Annotated in this window: 14 protein-coding genes and 1 pseudogene; 14 read left to right on the forward strand and 1 reads right to left on the reverse strand. The window is 63.2% G+C overall.

What is annotated here, in order from left to right; genetic code table 11:
• Positions 1-78: 78 nt before the first annotated feature.
• The 5 genes from AC1DLV_RS14165 to AC1DLV_RS14185 are packed head-to-tail and all read left to right on the forward strand — an operon-like array spanning position 79 to position 4350.
• On the forward strand, positions 79-1158 hold the full coding sequence (locus AC1DLV_RS14165; RefSeq protein WP_476802110.1) for an ABC transporter substrate-binding protein: 1080 nt from the start codon (positions 79-81) through the stop codon (positions 1156-1158).
• Positions 1159-1177: 19 nt separating this feature from the next.
• Positions 1178-1801 carry a hypothetical protein gene (locus AC1DLV_RS14170; RefSeq protein WP_476836174.1) on the forward strand — a complete coding sequence of 208 codons (624 nt, stop codon included), beginning with the start codon at positions 1178-1180 and terminating at the stop codon, positions 1799-1801.
• Positions 1794-2501, forward strand: a complete 708-nt coding sequence (locus tag AC1DLV_RS14175; protein WP_476802112.1) for a hypothetical protein — start codon at positions 1794-1796, stop codon at positions 2499-2501. The genes AC1DLV_RS14170 and AC1DLV_RS14175 overlap by 8 nt, the downstream gene beginning before the upstream one ends.
• Entirely contained in the window at positions 2501-3565 is a 1065-nt protein-coding gene (locus AC1DLV_RS14180) for a FecCD family ABC transporter permease (RefSeq protein ID WP_476802113.1), read from the forward strand. The genes AC1DLV_RS14175 and AC1DLV_RS14180 overlap by 1 nt, the downstream gene beginning before the upstream one ends.
• A gap of 2 nt (positions 3566-3567) precedes the next feature.
• Entirely contained in the window at positions 3568-4350 is a 783-nt protein-coding gene (locus AC1DLV_RS14185; RefSeq protein ID WP_476802114.1) for an ABC transporter ATP-binding protein, read from the forward strand.
• Here AC1DLV_RS14185 and AC1DLV_RS14190 read toward each other — a convergent pair.
• Positions 4334-4936: a helix-turn-helix domain-containing protein gene (locus AC1DLV_RS14190; RefSeq protein WP_476802115.1), complete on the reverse strand. Its 603-nt coding sequence runs from the start codon at positions 4934-4936 to the stop codon at positions 4334-4336. The genes AC1DLV_RS14185 and AC1DLV_RS14190 overlap by 17 nt on opposite strands.
• A 345-nt stretch (positions 4937-5281) precedes the next feature.
• Between AC1DLV_RS14190 and AC1DLV_RS14195 the strand changes: the two genes are divergently transcribed.
• The 9 genes and pseudogenes from AC1DLV_RS14195 to AC1DLV_RS14235 all read left to right on the forward strand — a co-directional run bounded on the left by AC1DLV_RS14195 (position 5282) and on the right by AC1DLV_RS14235 (position 15864).
• Positions 5282-6838, forward strand: a complete 1557-nt coding sequence (locus AC1DLV_RS14195) for a serine hydrolase domain-containing protein (protein WP_476802116.1) — start codon at positions 5282-5284, stop codon at positions 6836-6838.
• A gap of 25 nt (positions 6839-6863) precedes the next feature.
• Entirely contained in the window at positions 6864-8468 is a 1605-nt protein-coding gene (locus tag AC1DLV_RS14200) for an ABC transporter substrate-binding protein (protein ID WP_476802117.1), read from the forward strand.
• 13 nt (positions 8469-8481) lie between these two features.
• On the forward strand, positions 8482-9471 hold the full coding sequence (locus tag AC1DLV_RS14205) for an ABC transporter permease (RefSeq protein ID WP_476802118.1): 990 nt from the start codon (positions 8482-8484) through the stop codon (positions 9469-9471).
• The gene (locus AC1DLV_RS14210; protein WP_476802119.1) at positions 9464-10351 is read left to right on the forward strand and encodes an ABC transporter permease; all 888 of its coding nucleotides are present in this window, start codon (positions 9464-9466) and stop codon (positions 10349-10351) included. Before AC1DLV_RS14205 ends, AC1DLV_RS14210 begins: the two co-directional genes overlap by 8 nt.
• Positions 10352-10353: 2 nt before the next feature.
• On the forward strand, positions 10354-11181 hold the full coding sequence (locus AC1DLV_RS14215) for an ABC transporter ATP-binding protein (protein ID WP_476802120.1): 828 nt from the start codon (positions 10354-10356) through the stop codon (positions 11179-11181).
• Entirely contained in the window at positions 11174-11995 is an 822-nt protein-coding gene (locus AC1DLV_RS14220) for an ATP-binding cassette domain-containing protein (RefSeq protein ID WP_476802121.1), read from the forward strand. The genes AC1DLV_RS14215 and AC1DLV_RS14220 overlap by 8 nt, the downstream gene beginning before the upstream one ends.
• A pseudogene (locus tag AC1DLV_RS14225) lies at positions 11988-13481 on the forward strand (amidohydrolase family protein). The gene AC1DLV_RS14220 and the pseudogene AC1DLV_RS14225 overlap by 8 nt, the downstream one beginning before the upstream one ends.
• Entirely contained in the window at positions 13478-14386 is a 909-nt protein-coding gene (locus tag AC1DLV_RS14230; RefSeq protein ID WP_476802122.1) for a CobW family GTP-binding protein, read from the forward strand. The pseudogene AC1DLV_RS14225 and the gene AC1DLV_RS14230 overlap by 4 nt, the downstream one beginning before the upstream one ends.
• A gap of 23 nt (positions 14387-14409) precedes the next feature.
• Positions 14410-15864 carry a M81 family metallopeptidase gene (locus AC1DLV_RS14235; RefSeq protein WP_476802123.1) on the forward strand — a complete coding sequence of 485 codons (1455 nt, stop codon included), beginning with the start codon at positions 14410-14412 and terminating at the stop codon, positions 15862-15864.
• Positions 15865-16007: the final 143 nt, after the last annotated feature.

Below are 16007 nucleotides of genomic sequence, written 5' to 3' on the forward strand. Positions count from 1 at the left end.
CTTAAGAAAAAACTTGACGATGATAGTCATGATTATTATCCGATGCCTGTCCGCCGCGATGGCGACAGGAGATTTCAGATGATGACAATCCGACATTCCGCGGCGGCCCTTGGATTTGCAGCGTTGATCGCAACGTCCAATTTCGCCGGGGCCGAGACGGTTTCCATTGCGGATTCCCGCGGCCAGCCAGTCCAGATCGAGAATCCGGTCAAGAAAGTCGCGATCTTTCCGCTGCCCATTCCCGAGGCGATGATTGCCATCGATGGCGGAACCGAGCGCCTGATGGCGATCAATCCGCGCGCACAGAGCGCTCTGATGAAGGGCGTCATCGGCCAGCTCTTTCCTGAGATCGCCAACATCCGCACAGATCTGGTGGCGCCCAATTTCATTCCCAATGTCGAGGAAATCCTCAAGGCCGGACCCGATGTCGTTCTGCAGTGGCAGGCCAAGGGCGACGAGCGCGTCGCGCCGATGGAAAACGCCGGCATCAAGGTGGCGACCGTCAGCACGGAATCGCGCGAAACCCGGCGCGGCTACATCGCCATGCTCGGCCAGATCCTCGGCAAGCAGGAGCGCGCCCAGGCATTCCTCGACTGGGAGGACAAGACCGTCAAGGATATCTCGTCGGTTCTCGCGGCAGCCGACCGGAAACGTCCGCGCATCGTCTTCATCGACAGCATGAACGACAACGAGTTCGTCGTCTTCGGCCGCGAGGAAGCTTATTTCACGGCATCAGGCCTGGTGAATGCCGCGACCGAAGCCGGCTTCACCGAAGGTTCGGTCAAGGTGGGCGCTGAATCCCTGCTGCAGTGGAACCCCGACATCATCCTGGTCAACTATTACAACGACACGATCAAGCCGGCTGACATCCTCGCCCATCCGGTCCTCGCCAGCCTCGATGCAGTCAAGAACGCGCGTGTCTACAAGACGCCGGCCATCGATCCGGCGACCGCTGCCGGTGGCGAGCTTGCCTATCAGTGGTTTGCCGAAATCGGCTACCCCGAACTCTTCGACACCGACATGCGCAAGGCAGTCTCCGACGGCTTCAAGTTCCTTTATGGCAAGGAACTGACCGCAGAACAGATCGACCAGCTGATGCAGATGAGCTGGAACGGCGACAGCGCGGGCTACGCCAAAAGCTTTGGCGTAGCCAAGTAGCGGCTGGGGAGCAACTGACGTGAAGGATATCGGTTTCGTCACATCGGGCGATGGCGCACATCTGCAATGCTTCCAGGACTACAAGGCCTGGCTCGATGAAGAGATTTATCTGCGCTTCCTCGACCGGGTCGACCTGAGCGCATTCAAGGCGATCGTGGTTCCCGACTTCTCCAATCAGGACCTGCTGCGCAAGCATGCCCGCCAGCTCAATGATTATCTGGCGCAGGGCGGGTTCCTGATCGTCTTCGAACCGAACCGCATGGACGAATGGCTCGATGTCGTGTCGGTGCAGTGGTTCAGCCGCGAGACCGAGGACTGGAAGTGGTGGATGCGCCCGGGCGGGCGCATGGAGGCCTATCAGCCCAAGCCGCTGCATCCGATGGCGGAGGCGATCCCGCTGGCCGACATGTGCTGGCACTTCTTCGGCGCCTTCCGCTTTCCCGAGGCCGCGACGCCGATCCTCAATCTCGACAATGACGAGGGCTGCCTGATGTTCGACCTGCCGGTCGACGGCGGCGGCCGGCTGATCGCCTCAACCATTGATCCGCATACCCATCACGGCCGGCGTTTCATGCCGGCAACCACGCGCTTTCTCAACGGCTTCTACCCCTGGCTCAAGGCGGAGGTGCAGACCCGTGACTGAGATCGGCTTTCGCGGCGGCAGCAAGCCGCATCTGCTCTATGTCCGTTCGACAAGAAGCTACAACATCGATCGCATCGGCGGCCTGGTGCCGCAGGATTGGCGCTACAGCCCCATTGACATCTACGAGCTCGAGGACAGGGATCTCGGCGATGTCGACGTGCTCATGTTGTCGGGCATGCACGACCAGATATTCCTCAAGTCGATTGAAGCAAAGCTTGTCGACTATCTCGCCTCGGGCGGCCATTTCCTGATCAATGGCCACATCATCATTCCGTGGCTGCCTTGCCTGTCGCCGTTCAAGGCGGTCAGCCCCAAGCCTTTCACCAACTGGATGATCCGGCCGGCCGAGCCGGGTGGCTATTTCGGCCGCATGGACTTCGAGAACTACCATCGCCACGAAGGTATCTTGGGGCAATATGCGCGCGGCTATGCCGATGCGCCCGATGGCGCGCAGTGGCTGTGTCTGATCGGCGGCCCGACTGCAGATGGCACCATCCACGAAGGCCCGGTGGATTGGGTCTGGCGCATGCCCAATGGCGGCAAGGTGTTCATGCACAATGGCGACCATATCGAGCAGTTCTGCTCGGATCCGCGCCATGAGCCCAACCTTTTCCAGGATATTCTGAAGGCCCTGGTCTTCACCGACGAACCCGCAGCGTTTCACCAGCCGTATCGATCAACGACTGCCGGGTCGCTCTGATGTCTTCGGCGGTCGACAACGACAGCACAGCCACGGCGGCCGAAATGCGGGAGAGCGGCAACGGCTTGGCCATGCCCGCTCTGGTCGTCCTGCTTTTGGCGGCATTGGTCGCGTCGTTGTCGATCGGCCGCTACGGCGTTGGCCTTGGTGATCTCTCGACCCTTGTCTTGGGTTGGCTTGGCATTGGCCCGGGCCGGGCGGGCGTTGCCGAGCCGGTGTGGCGGGTGGTGGAACTTGTGCGCGTTCCGCGCATGCTGATCGGCGGGTTCGTAGGTGCCGGTCTCGCACTTTCCGGCGCGGTGCTACAGGGCGTCTTTCGAAATCCGCTCGTCGATCCGCATGTCATCGGCGTTTCTTCAGGGGCGGCGTTCGGCGGCGTTTTTGCGATCCTGCTTGGCCTCGGTGCCGTTGCCCTGTGGTCGATGGCCTTTTCCTTCGGGCTCGCCGCTCTGTTTCTGGTCGTTTTGATGAGCCGCAAGGCTGGCCGATCGTCCATCCTGATGCTGGTGCTGTCGGGCGTGGTCATTTCGGCGCTGTTTTCCGCGCTCGTCTCGCTCGCCACCTATCTCGCCGATCCCAATGACACGCTTCCGGCCATCGTCTTCTGGCTGATGGGATCGTTTGCCAGCGCAACGCCGGAGCGCGCGCTCTATATGGTGCCGATCGTGGCTGTCTTTGCCCTGCCGCTGATGTTGATGCGCTTTCGCATCAACATCCTGTCGCTTGGCGACGAGGAGGCGCGTGGTCTCGGGCTCAAGGTCGAGCCGACACGATGGCTGGTGCTGTGCTGCGTGACGGGGATCACGGCGGCAAGCGTCGCCAATTCCGGCATCATCGGCTGGGTCGGCCTGGTGGTGCCGCATTTCGCCCGCTCGCTCGTCGGGCCCGATCATCGCCGGCTGCTGCCGGCATCTGCGTTGCTGGGCGCGAGCTTCATGCTGCTCGTCGATGTCATGGCGCGCTCGCTCATTCCGGCCGAAATACCGCTTGGCGTGCTTACCGCGATCGTTGGCGCGCCGGTGTTCCTGGTGCTGCTGCATCGTACCCACAATGAGGGCTGGTAGCGATGATCAACGCGCAATCGCTGGGCTTTCGCTATGCCGCCGATACACCATGGCTGTTTCGCGACCTGTCTTTTTCGCTTGAGGAGGGGCAGACGCTGGTTCTGCTGGGACGCAACGGGCGCGGCAAGACAACGCTGCTGAAATGCATTGCCGGGCTGATGGCACCGACCGCTGGCGCGATCCGCAGCAGCGGCACTGTCGGCTATGTCCCCCAGCATTTCGCCTCGCCCTTTGCCTATTCGGTATCCGATGTCGTGTTGATGGGGCGGGCGCGGCATGTCGGGCTGTTTTCGAATGCGACGGCCCACGACAGGCAACATGCGGCCGAAGCTCTGGAACTGGTTGGCTTGGAGGCTTTTGCCAAGCGCGCGATCGGCACCTTGTCGGGCGGCGAGCGCCAGCTCGTCCTGATCGCCCGCGCGCTGGCCTCGGAAGCCGACATCCTGCTTCTCGACGAGCCGGCCTCGGCACTTGATTTCCATAACCAGGCGGTCGTGCTGTCGATGCTGCGCCGGCTTTCGCTGGAGCGTCGCCTCACCATCATCATGACGACGCACGAGCCGACCCATGCGCTGGAAATCGCCGACAGGGCGGTGCTTCTCCACGGTTCAGCACGTAGCGAGGAGGGGCCCGTCGCCACCATGTGCACGGAAAGCAGGCTGTCTGAGCTTTATGGCCTGTCCATGCGGCGACTGGACTACCGCAGCGGCGAAAGCCAGACCTCCAGCATTGTCGCCAACTATGCCTCGATAGATCGCAGCAGCACGCTCACGCCTGATCGATAAGCACCTGTTCCAGCCCGGATTCTGGGGCCGAGCAGACGCACAGGATCGTCGCCTCACCAGTGCCGACCGAGACATAGCCATGGCCCATGGTCGAATCGATGTAGACCCCGTCACCCGTGGCGAGACGCGTCGGTGCATAGTGGTCGGTGTGGATCTCGATTTCGCCGTCGAGCACATAGGCGAATTCCTCGCCAACGTGGCGGACAAGCGGGCCGAATTCCTCGAGCGTGCGGGCATGGATCTTGGCGATGATCGGCACCATGCGCTTGTTGATCAGGTCGGTGCACAGATAGCTGTAGGCGTAATTCCGTGTCGCCAGCTGCAGCGTATTCGCTCCAGACACCACCGAGCGCCTCGTGCGCGCTACCCCCTTGGCCGGTTCGAAATTCAGCAGTTCCGTAACGGGGATATCGAGGCCCGTGCAGATCTGCAGGATCTTGTCATAGGTCAGCGACATCAGGTCGTTTTCGACCTTGGACAGCGTCGACAGGGCAAGGCCGGTGCGTTCGCTGACGTCCTGCAACTTCAGCCCATGGCGCTGGCGCATGGCGCGCAAGCATTCACTCAGTCGCGGTTGTTGGGTCACATTCTCTCCGGCTCTGCCGAGCCTGTTTCGTTTTCTAAAAGTGGCAGGGATTTAGCGTTTACGCAAACGACTTGACGCATGCAAAAAGAAATCTTACCGATTGCATCATAAAATTGCGGGAGCAGCAAATTATTGATTGGCAGGGGACGCTTCCCTGCACCCGATGACGCTCAGCGCGTCGTGTCAGGTAATGCGGGAGGGCAGGACCATGCGTAGCGACAGACACAATGATGGCACTGCATCGCGGTTGAGCCAGGTGCGTTGCGCCAACCGTTTTCCATGCACATCCGGCGCAGCGCTCGGCGCCGCCGGCAATACGATTACATCAGGAAGGGAGTGACCGGCATGACCAAGGCACCGGCCGATTTTGCTGCGCGCATCGATGCGCTGTTTCAGGATTTCACCAGCCCCGACGGCCCGGGCGCGGTCGTGGCGGTCACCGAGAACGGACGTGAGATCTTCGCCAACACCTATGGTTTTGCCAACATCAACAATTCCGTGCCGATGGACCGCAAGACGATCATCCGCATCGGCTCGCAGACCAAGCAGTTCACCGTGCTGCTGATCCTGATGCTGGAGGCCGAAGGTAAGCTGAGTCTTACTGATGAGGTGCAGAAACATCTGCCATATGTACCGAAGCTGGAACAGCCGGTGACGCTGGCCCATCTCGCCTCCAACACCTCGGGCTTCCGCGACCATCTCGAAGCCATGATCTTTGCCGGCCTGTCGATCTTTGCCCCGTCAGACCGCCAGGCTGGCCGCGATGTCATCGCCCAGCAGGACGCCCTGAACTTCGCGCCTTCCAGCGCCATGACCTACTGCAACGCCGGTTTCTTCATGCTGTCCGAGATCATCGAGCAGATCGAGGGCGCGACCTTCAACGAGGTGCTGCGCAAGCGCATCACCGGCCCACTCGGCATGGACGATACCTCGCTTCTGATCCGCGACGGAACGGCGATGAAGCGGCTCGCCGCGCACTACACCAGGCGCACCGCTGGCTGGGCCAACCTCAACTGGGGCCTCGATCTCGGTGGCGAGGGCGGCATGATCTCGACCCTCGACGACATGATCATCTGGCAGCAGAACCTGTTTGATCCCAAGGTCGGCACGCCGGAAATGTACGAGCGCATGGCCACGCCTTGCGTCTTCGACAACGGCGCCACCGGCTTTTATGGCCTTGGCCTGGTCACCGATGTCTATCGTGGCCGGCGCGCTGTCGGCCATGGCGGCACCGTCGCTGGCGGCAAGTCGGAATCGACCCGCTTTGTCGATGACGGTTTTGGTGTCGTCATCATCGCCAACAACGACCAGGTCGCCTCCTTCGCCGTCGCCCGCCGCATTGCCGATATCTATTTCGGCGACGAAACCCCAGCACCGATCGCACTCGCACCCGGTCGTTACAGGCAGGAAGGCGGCCCCGATGTCTTCGAGATCGTCGCCAAGGATGGCGTGCCGACCTTCCTCAATGCGGGCGGTGTCGGCGGCTTCGACTTCGGCCACGAAGGCGGCGCCAAGCCTGAACGCGCCATCACCGATCTGGTGCTGAGCCCGCGTGCCGACGGCAAGGTCGATGGTGTTTTCTGCGGCACCCCGCGCGTCTACGCACCGCTGCAAGCTGACGCCGCCGCAGCGCGTCCGCTGGCTGGGCGCTACGTCAACACGGCCCAGGGCTTCGAGGTCGAGATCACAGGCGACGCGCAAAAGGGCGAATTCCGCCTGCGCTCGGGGCTGGGCGCCATGACCGCGCCCATCGTCGCTGCCGATGCCGACCTGTGGTTCCTGCTGCAGCCCGGCACCGACATGCGTCCCGGCCTGCCGTGGAATGCGACGCTGGCGGTGACTGCCGACGGCTTCGAGATGAACTCCGACCGCATCAAGAAACTGAGCTTCAAGCGAGCCTGATCAACCCACTACGGCGAGGTGTAACATGTCCCTTCGGAACCTATCTCCCCAGGAGTTCGACGCGCTGGCGCGCGACTGTCTCAAGCAGGCAACGCTTTCGCGTCGCGGTTTTCTAGGCGGCGCGGCTGCCCTTGCCGCTGCGGCCAGCCTCGGCCTTCCAGGCAAGGCGTTTGCCCTGCAGACCGGTGGCACGCTGCGTGTCGGCCGTTCGGAAGAGCCCGATACGCTCGATCCGCACAAGACCACCTTGTCGGTGTCCTCGACCACGATGGACATGATCTACGAGCCGCTGGCGCGCGCCGGCTACGACGGCGAGATCCTGCCGGGCCTCGCCGAAAGCTGGGCCTTCAGCAACGAAAACAAGACCTTGACCTTCAAGCTGAAGCCGGGCGTCAAGTTCCACGACGGCACGCCTTGCGATGCCGAGGCGGTGGCTTGGACCGTTGCGCGCCATCTGGCGCCCGAAGCCGCGTCGCCCAGCGCCTTCTTCCTTGGCCCGTTGGAACGCGCCGAAGCCATCGACCCGCTGACAGTCGCCTACCACTTCAAGGAACCTTTCGTTGCCGTCTGGGTCGGCCTGACGCTTGGTTATTCCGCGCCGATCTCGCGTGCCGCCGTCGAAGCATCAGGCGACCAGTTCGGCCGCAAGCCGGTCGGCGCTGGTCCGTTTAAGTTCGTGTCGTGGTCGACCGACCGTGGCATGCGGCTCGAGCGCAATGACGACTATGCGCCCGTTGCCGCACCTGCGCGCATCGATGCGGTGGAATTGCTCCACTACCCCGAGGATTCGACCCGCATCGCCGCCTTCGAAACCGGCGAGATCAACGCGATGTATGGTGGCGCCTCGGTGCCGCTCGACAGCGTTCGCCGCCTGCGTGGCAACCCCGACGCGGTTCTGTCGGAGCGCCCGGCCCAGATGATGCGCGCGCTCGTGTTCAACCAGAAACACAAGCCCTTCGACAATCCAAAGGTGCGCCAGGCTTTTGCGCATGCCATCGACCAGAAGCGGCTGATCGCCTTTGCACTGGATGGTTTTGCCGTGGCTGCGACTTCGCCGGTGGCGAGCTCGATATCAGGCTACTCGCCCAAGACGGCCGAGCTCGCATACGGCTACGATCCGGAAAAGGCCAAGGCGCTGCTGGCCGAGGCCGGCCTTGCCCAGGGCCTCAAGGTCAAGCTGGTCGCCAACGACACTCCGGTCATCCGCCGCACCGCCGAGGTGATCCAGGCGCAGCTGCGCGAAATCGGCGTCGAAATAGCAATCGAAACCCTGCCGATCGCCCAATGGGCGGCCATCACCGCGCAGGGCGGGCAGGACATGGTCATCTCGACTTATTCCTACACCGACGCCGACATCGTCTATCCGGTGCTTCACACCAAGGGCGCGCTGAACCGCGCCTTCCACGAGAATGCCGAACTCGACGGGATGATCGCCGAGCAACGCGTGACCTCCGATCCGGCGGCAAGGCAGGCCATCCTCGACAAGATCCAGGCCAAGGTCGTCACCGAAGCCTATTGGAAGCCGTTGTTCGAGCCGCTCAACTTCGCTGTCGTTTCCAAGGACGTCGTCGACGCCCGCATGAATCCCGCCGGCGAGCTTCGCATCGACCAGCTCGGCATGACCTCGTGACCCGCGCCGATTGATGCTCAGGCTGGTCGTATCGAGGCTGCTCTATGCGGCCGTCATCCTGCTCGGGGTCATCCTTGTGGTGGCCTCGCTGGTCAAGCTCGTGCCGGGCGATCCGGTCGACGTGATTGCCGCCGGCAATCCCGGCATGAGCGTTGCCGACATGGACATGCTGCGCGAAAAGATGGGGCTGACGCGATCCGTGCCCGAGCAGTTCGTCGCCTATCTCGGCCATGCCGTGCAGGGTGATCTCGGCACCTCGATCCGCCAGGGCGTTCCGGTCACCAGCCTGATCGCCGACCGCTTGCCGGCGACCGGCGAACTCGCCTTCTGGACGCTGCTTTTGGCCTTCGTCATCGCGATCCCGCTCGGCATCGCAACTGCGCTCAAACGCGACAGCTGGCTCGATTATGCCGGCACCTTCGTCGCCGTCCTGGGCGTGTCGATGCCGGGCTTTTTGCTCGCCGTGCTGATGATCCTGTGGTTTTCCATCGAGCTGCGCTGGCTGCCGGCGTCGGGCTATCGCGGATCGGCACTGGCAAGCATCGGGCGTGCAGTGGCCGAGCGGGACTTTTCCATCTTCTGGAATGCCTTCCGCTATTTCATCATGCCGTCGATCTCGCTCGCCTTCGTGCTGGTAGCTGTCAATGCGCGGCTGATCCGCTCGGCCATGCTGGAGGTCCTGCAACAGGACTACATCACCTTCGCCACCGCCAAGGGCGTGCCGCGCCTCACCATCATCTTGCGTCACGCGCTGCGCAATGCTCTGTTGCCGATCGTCACGCTCGCTGGCCTGCAGATGGGCGCGTTGTTGTCAGGCACTGTCGTCATCGAGACGGTGTTCGCCTGGCCCGGCATCGGCCGGCTTGCCGTCGATTCGATCCATGTCCGCGACTATCCGATCATCCAGGCGGTGGTGCTGATTTCGGCGGCACTTTTCATCTCGCTGAACCTGATCGTCGACATCCTTTACCGCTTCATCGATCCGAGGGTGCGTGATGACTGAAGCCGTTATCGTACCCGCTACCAAGACCGAGCGGCGCTTCTTGGGTGCCCTGAGCCGCAGTGCCAAGGGCATGACAGGCCTGTTCCTGATCGCCATCGTGGTGTTGTGCGCCATATTCGCAAAAGGCATCGCCCCGCACGACCATGCCCAGCAGGTCATCGAGTGGCGTTACGCCCCCACCGTCTGGCAGGATGGCGGCAGCACCACAAACCTGCTTGGCGGCGACAATATGGGCCGCGACATCCTCAGCCGCACCATCATGGGCGCGCAGGTCTCGATCCAGGTGGCGCTGATCGTGGTGTCGATAGCACTCGTCGTCGGCTCGACGCTCGGCGCCTTGGCCGGCTATTTCGGCGGCATCGTCGACACCATCATCATGCGGATCGTCGACTTCCAGCTCGCCTTTCCATTCCTGCTTCTGGCGCTGATCTTCATGGCGGTGCTGGGGGCCGGCTTCGCCACGCTGGTCATGGCGCTGGCCTTTGCTTTGTGGATCAATTTCGCCCGCATCGTGCGCAGCGAAACCATGCGTATCCGCACCCTCGACTATGTCGATGCCGCCATCACCATGGGCGTGTCGCAGATGCGCATCATCTTCACCCACGTCCTACCCAACGTGCTGCCCGCCGTGCTGGTCGTCGCCACCCTCGACATCGCTTTGGTCATCATCTCCGAAGCCGCTTTGTCCTTCCTCGGCCTCGGCGTGCAGCCGCCGACGGCCTCATGGGGTGTCATGATCTCGGAAGGGCGCGACTTCCTCTACGAGCAGCCATGGATCGTGATCGCGCCCGGCATCGCCGTTCTGATCTCCTCGGTCGGCATCAACCTGTTTGGCGATTTCCTGCGCGACTATTTCGATCCCCGGTTGGAGCGGATGTGACCATGACGGCCTCTCCCTTGTTGTCGGTTCGAGACCTGACTGTCGATTATCCCAGCCGGCACGGCGCCGTCCGCGCCGTCAACGGCGTCAGCTTCTCCGTCGCGCCGGGTTCGGTGCTCGGCGTCGTCGGCGAAAGCGGCTCGGGAAAATCCTCGATCGGCTACGCGCTGATGGGGCTGACGGACGCCTCGCACGCCATTTTGGGCGGCGCGGTCACCTTCGAAGGCCGTGACCTGCTGGCCCTGTCGGGCCGCGACTGGCGAAAGCTGCGTGGCAACCGCATCGCCATGGTGTTTCAGGATGCGATGGCGACGTTGAACCCGGTCATGCGGGTCGGCGACCAGATCGGCGAAGTCTTCCGCTTTCATCGCCCCGGCATGTCGCGCAAGGCGATCCGCGCGGCGAGCCTCGACCTGCTCGAGCGCGTCGGCATCCAGGATGCCGCTCGCCGCATCGACGCCTACCCGCATCAATTGTCGGGCGGCATGCGCCAGCGTGTCGTCATCGCCGCCGCAATCGCGCTCAAGCCGGCCCTTCTCATCGCCGACGAACCGACCACCGCACTCGACGTCACTGTGCAGGCACAGATCCTGCGCCTGATGCAGGAGCTGAGCCGTGAGCAGGGCACCGCGATGATCCTGATCAGCCACGATCTCGATGTCGTTGGCGATGTCTGCGAGGATGTCGTGGTGATGAAGGACGGCGTCATTGTCGAGGCCGGCCATGTCGACGACGTGCTAAGCCGTCCCAAACATGCCTACACGCTTCAATTGCTCAATGCGCGGCCGAGCTTCGGTGCCGGCCACATGGCGGAGGTGAGCCATGGCTGACGACGCTTTGCTCGAAGTCCGCGGGCTGGTCCGCCATTTCACGCTGTCGGGCCGGCTGTTCGAAAAGCCGCGCCAGCTGACGGCCGTCAACGATGTCAGCTTCTCCATCAAGCGCGGCGAGGCCTTCGGCCTTGTCGGCGAAAGCGGTTCGGGCAAGTCGACCATCGGCCGCATCATCGCGAGACTGACCGAGCCGAGTGCTGGCTCGGTGAGCTTTGACGGCGGCGATTGGCTTGCTCTGCGCGGCAAGGCTTTGCGCGACAGGCGTCGCGATATCCAGATGGTGTTCCAGAGCCCCTATGCGTCGCTCGATCCGCGCTGGCGGGTGCGTGACCTTTTGGCCGAGCCGCTCAAATCCTACACCGATCTCAGGGGTACAGCCCTGACGGCGCGTGCGGCTGAACTGATGGAGCAGGTCGGCCTCAATCCCGATTGGCTCGACCGTTTCCCGCACCAGTTCTCCGGCGGCCAGCGCCAGCGCATCGCGATTGCCCGTGCACTGGCCTCCAGCCCGAAGCTGCTGATCGCCGACGAGCCGGTGTCGGCGCTCGACGTTTCCAGCCAGGCGCAGGTGTTGCAGCTGTTGCGCAAGATCTGCAGCGAACAGGGTCTGGCGATGCTGTTCATCTCGCATGATCTGTCGGTGGTAGATCACCTTTGCCAGCGCGTCGGTGTGTTGAACCGGGGCGTGTTGGAAGAGGTCGGCCCGACATCAGTGATTTTCCGCACGCCAAAGTCCGACTACACCCGCCGGCTGATCGATGCCGTTCCGGGCAAGAAGCGCCGTGCCGCCGAAAGGGTCGTTTATGCATGACATCGTGATCAGGGGCGGGCGTGTCATCGACCCCGAGACCGGCCGCGACGAGATTACCGACGTCGCCATATCAGGCGATAGTATCGCTGCCATCGGCGCCAATCTTGGCCCGGCGCGACAGGTGATCGACGCCAAGGGGTTGATCGTTGCGCCCGGCTTCATCGACCTGCATGCGCACGGCCAGTCCGTGCCCGCCGACCGCATGCAGGCCTTCGATGGCGTTACCACCGCGCTCGAACTGTAAGTCGGCGCCTTGCCGGTTGGCGCCTGGTACGACGCGCAGGCCAACACAGCGCGCGTACTCAACTATGGCACCGCCTCCGCTTGGGTCTTCGCCCGCAAGGCGGTGATGATCGGTCTGGAGCTCAAGCCCGGCGAAGCGCCGATCACCGTCATGGGACGCGGCTTCGACGACCCGCGCTGGTCAACCGATGCCGCCACCGAAGCGCAGGCGGCCGAGATCGTAGCGCTCACCCGAGAGGGCATCGAAGAGGGCGCGCTTGGCATCGGCATTCCCGCCGGCTACGCGCCGGGTGCGGGCGCCAAGGAGATGAGCCTGATCTGCGATCTGGCCGCCGAAACAGACACGCCGACCTATACCCACATCGCGCAGATGTCGAACATCGACCCCAAGAGCTCGATCGAGGCCTATGTCACGTTGATCGGGCTGGCAGGTGCCACAGGCGCGCACATGCATATCTGCCACCTCAACTCGACAAGCCTGCAGGATGTCGAACGCGCCGCGGCCATCATCGCCAAGGCGCAGGCGCAAGGGCTGAAGATCACCACCGAGGCCTATCCCTACGGCACCGGCTCGACGGTCGTCAGCGCCGGCTTCTTCGTCGATCCGGCATTCTCGGCCCGCACCGGCACCGGCTACGACGCGATCGAACTCGTCACCACGCACCGTCGTCTCGACGGCATCGACGATCTCAAGAAGGTCCGGCAGGCCGATCCTTCGGCGCTGGTGCTCTGGCACTTCCTCGACACCGAGGACAATCCACGCCACCGCGCGCTGCTCGACGTCTCCGTGATGTATCCAGGCGGCGCCATCGCGTCCGACGCCATGCCGTGGAGCCAGCCGGACGGATCGCCTTACGAAGGCAGCGAATGGCCGCTCGGCGCAGACAAGACCGCACATCCCCGTTCTTCGGGCACCTTTACCCGCTTCCTGCGCCAGTGGGTGCGCGAGCGTGATGCCATTCCGCTGGTCGGGGCCATTGCCAAGTGCACGCTGATACCGGCCCGGATCGTCGAGAGCTGCGCGCCGCTGTTCAAGCGCAAGGGCCGGCTGCAGCCGGGCTGCGATGCCGACATCGTCGTCTTCGACCTCGCTACCATCGCTGACCGCGCCACCTTCGCCGAGATGAACCTGCCGGCTGAAGGCGTGCGACACATGCTGGTCAACGGTCAGCAGGTGATCTGCGACGGGGTGCTGGACGAGGCTTCGGCACCAGGCCGTCCTATCAGGCGAGGTGATGCGTGAGCGTTCCGGTCCTCGTTGTCACCGGCTTTCTCGGCGCCGGCAAGACGACATTCATCAACCAGCTTTTACTGCGCGCCGAAGGCCGCCGCATCAGCGCCATCGTCAATGACTTCGGCGCCATCAACATCGATGCCGAATTGATCGCAGATGCCGCCGACACGGTTGTTGGGCTCAAGAACGGCTGCATCTGCTGTTCGCTGCAGGGCGACCTTTTGCGCACCCTGAAGCTTGTGCTGTCCCAACCCGTCAAGCCCGACCACATCGTCATCGAAGCCAGCGGGGTCGCCGACCCCAGGGGCATCACCGAAACACTGATGGACCCGATCCTGTGGAACGACATCCGGCTTGATGCGGTGGTCGCCGTCGTCGATGCCGACGAGGTCGCATCCAATCCCGGGCGCATGCGCGACGAACTGTGGCGCGCCCAGGTGGAAGCTGCGGATTTCATCGCCCTGTCCAAGACAGGGTTGAGCGAAACCTCCGGCGAAGCCCTGCGGGCGGAGCTTGTGTGGCTCAACAAGACGCTGGTCTTCGAGACCGACGACGACGCCATGCCGATCGAAGCACTGCTCGTCGCTGAGCGGCCTCAGGCCCAGCCTGGCCAGGCAAAGGTCGGGGCATCGCGCTTCACCTCGATCGAATGGCAGTCGGCAGGACCTGTCGCGCTCGATCGTTTTCAGGCCGGCATGGACCAGCTTGCGCCACGGCTCATCCGTGCCAAGGGCATCGTCAATTTCATCGAGCGGCCGGGACAAAGTTTGCTGCTGCAGATGGTCGGGCGGCGCGCCACATTGCGCCCGTTTCCGAAATTCGAGCCCGATTGCCGCCTTGTCCTGATCGGCGAGGCCAGCGTCATCGACACTGAGACGGCGCATGCCCGCCTCGCTGAAATCTTCACCTCATAACCCGCAAGCGGAGTTGTCTATTCATGCGCGTGTTCAGTGCCGTCCTTGCGACTGAGACCAACACATTCTCGCCCATCCCCACTGGCTTGACCGCCTTCGTTGAAGGTGGCGACTACTATCCTGCCGGCCAGCATCCCGATCACATGACGCTTTACGGCGGCCAGCTGTGGGCAGCGCGCGAGCGTGGCCGCCGCGAGGGCTGGACCCTGTTCGAAGGCCTGAGCGCCTCGGCGGAACCGGGCGGAACGACCACTCGCCATGCCTACGAGACGCTGCGCGACCAGTTGCTCGACGATCTCCGCGCAGTCCTGCCGGTCGACATGGTGCTGATGTCGCTGCACGGCGCCATGGTTGCCGAAGGCTACGACGATTGCGAAGGCGACATCCTCGCCCGCATCCGCGAGATCGTCGGCCAGGATACGGTCGTTGGCTGCGAACTCGACCCGCATTGCCACATGACCTCTGAGATGATCGACAATGTCGACATCCTGCTGGCCTACAAGGAATACCCCCACACCGACGTCTACGAATGTGGCGTCCAGCTTGTCGACCTCTGCCACCGCATCGCCACTGGCCAGATCAAGCCGAAGGCAGCCCTTGTCGACACCGGCATGGTCACATTCATCCGCACCACCACGGAACCCGGCCTGTCGATCATCGGCCGCATCCGCGCCATGGAGCAGAAAGACAAGGTACTGTCCGTTTCGATCGCCCAAGGCTTCCCCTGGGCCGACGTGCCTGAAATGGGCACGCGCGTGGTGGTCTACACCGATGACAACGAGGACCTTGCACAATCGCTGGCACAGCGGCTGGCCGACGACCTCTACGCCATGCGCGCCGAGATCGTGCCGCCGATGCCTTCCATCGACGAGGCACTGGACCAGGCGCTCGCCGCACCCGCAGGGACCGTTGTCATCGCCGATACCGCCGACAATGCCGGCGGTGGTGCCGCAAGCGACTCGACCTTCTTCCTCGCCCGCATGATCGAGCGCGGCATCCGCGACGCCGTCATCGGTCCGCTGTGGGACCCGATCGCGGTTCGGCTGCTCTTCGAGGCCGGTGAGGGCGCCGTGCTGCCGCTGCGCGTCGGCGGCAAGATTGGGCCAAGCTCGGGCAATCCGGTCGATGTCACCTGTCGGGTGCTTGCGCTGAAGCGCGAACTGGTGATGACGGGCTTGGGCGGCGTGCCGGCGCCGATGGGCGATTGCGCCTTGATCGACTGCGGCGGTGTCGAAATCCTGCTCGCTTCCGAACGCTCCCAGGCGATCGACACCGACCTGTTCACCGGCATCGGCTGCGATCTCACCAAGAAGCGGATCGTGGTGGTGAAATCCACCCAGCACTTCCGCGCATCCTACGAAAAGGTCGCAAGTGCCGTGATCTACGCCGCCTCGAAAGGTACCGTCACCTCGCATTTGTCCAGCCTGCCTTACACCAGGATCAGGCTTCCCAAATGGCCGATTTCCGCCAGCGCCTAGCAGGGGTGCGCAGAGGCCAATTCACCCTCTGGACATATATGTACATTGCCATTAGTTTCCTCCCGGTTCGGGAGGATTCCTATGCCTGTGCGGGCGTAAGCCTCGCATCATCCCGATCAGGCATAAGACGGATATTTTCCAGG

It is taken from the genome of Aminobacter sp. 01T433 (genome assembly GCF_056398585.1).

Bases quoted from the DNA above. Each gene is read 5' to 3' on its own strand.
- AC1DLV_RS14220 (WP_476802121.1), top strand. From the start codon at position 11,174: ATGGCTGACGACGCTTTGCTCGAAGTCCGCGGGCTGGTCCGCCATTTC.
- AC1DLV_RS14215 (WP_476802120.1), top strand. From the start codon at position 10,354: ATGACGGCCTCTCCCTTGTTGTCGGTTCGAGACCTGACTGTCGATTAT.
- AC1DLV_RS14200 (WP_476802117.1), top strand. From the start codon at position 6,864: ATGTCCCTTCGGAACCTATCTCCCCAGGAGTTCGACGCGCTGGCGCGC.
- AC1DLV_RS14165 (WP_476802110.1), top strand. From the start codon at position 79: ATGATGACAATCCGACATTCCGCGGCGGCCCTTGGATTTGCAGCGTTG.
- AC1DLV_RS14235 (WP_476802123.1), top strand. From the start codon at position 14,410: ATGCGCGTGTTCAGTGCCGTCCTTGCGACTGAGACCAACACATTCTCG.
- AC1DLV_RS14205 (WP_476802118.1), top strand. From the start codon at position 8,482: ATGCTCAGGCTGGTCGTATCGAGGCTGCTCTATGCGGCCGTCATCCTG.
- AC1DLV_RS14210 (WP_476802119.1), top strand. From the start codon at position 9,464: ATGACTGAAGCCGTTATCGTACCCGCTACCAAGACCGAGCGGCGCTTC.
- AC1DLV_RS14195 (WP_476802116.1), top strand. From the start codon at position 5,282: ATGACCAAGGCACCGGCCGATTTTGCTGCGCGCATCGATGCGCTGTTT.
- AC1DLV_RS14185 (WP_476802114.1), top strand. From the start codon at position 3,568: ATGATCAACGCGCAATCGCTGGGCTTTCGCTATGCCGCCGATACACCA.
- AC1DLV_RS14180 (WP_476802113.1), top strand. From the start codon at position 2,501: ATGTCTTCGGCGGTCGACAACGACAGCACAGCCACGGCGGCCGAAATG.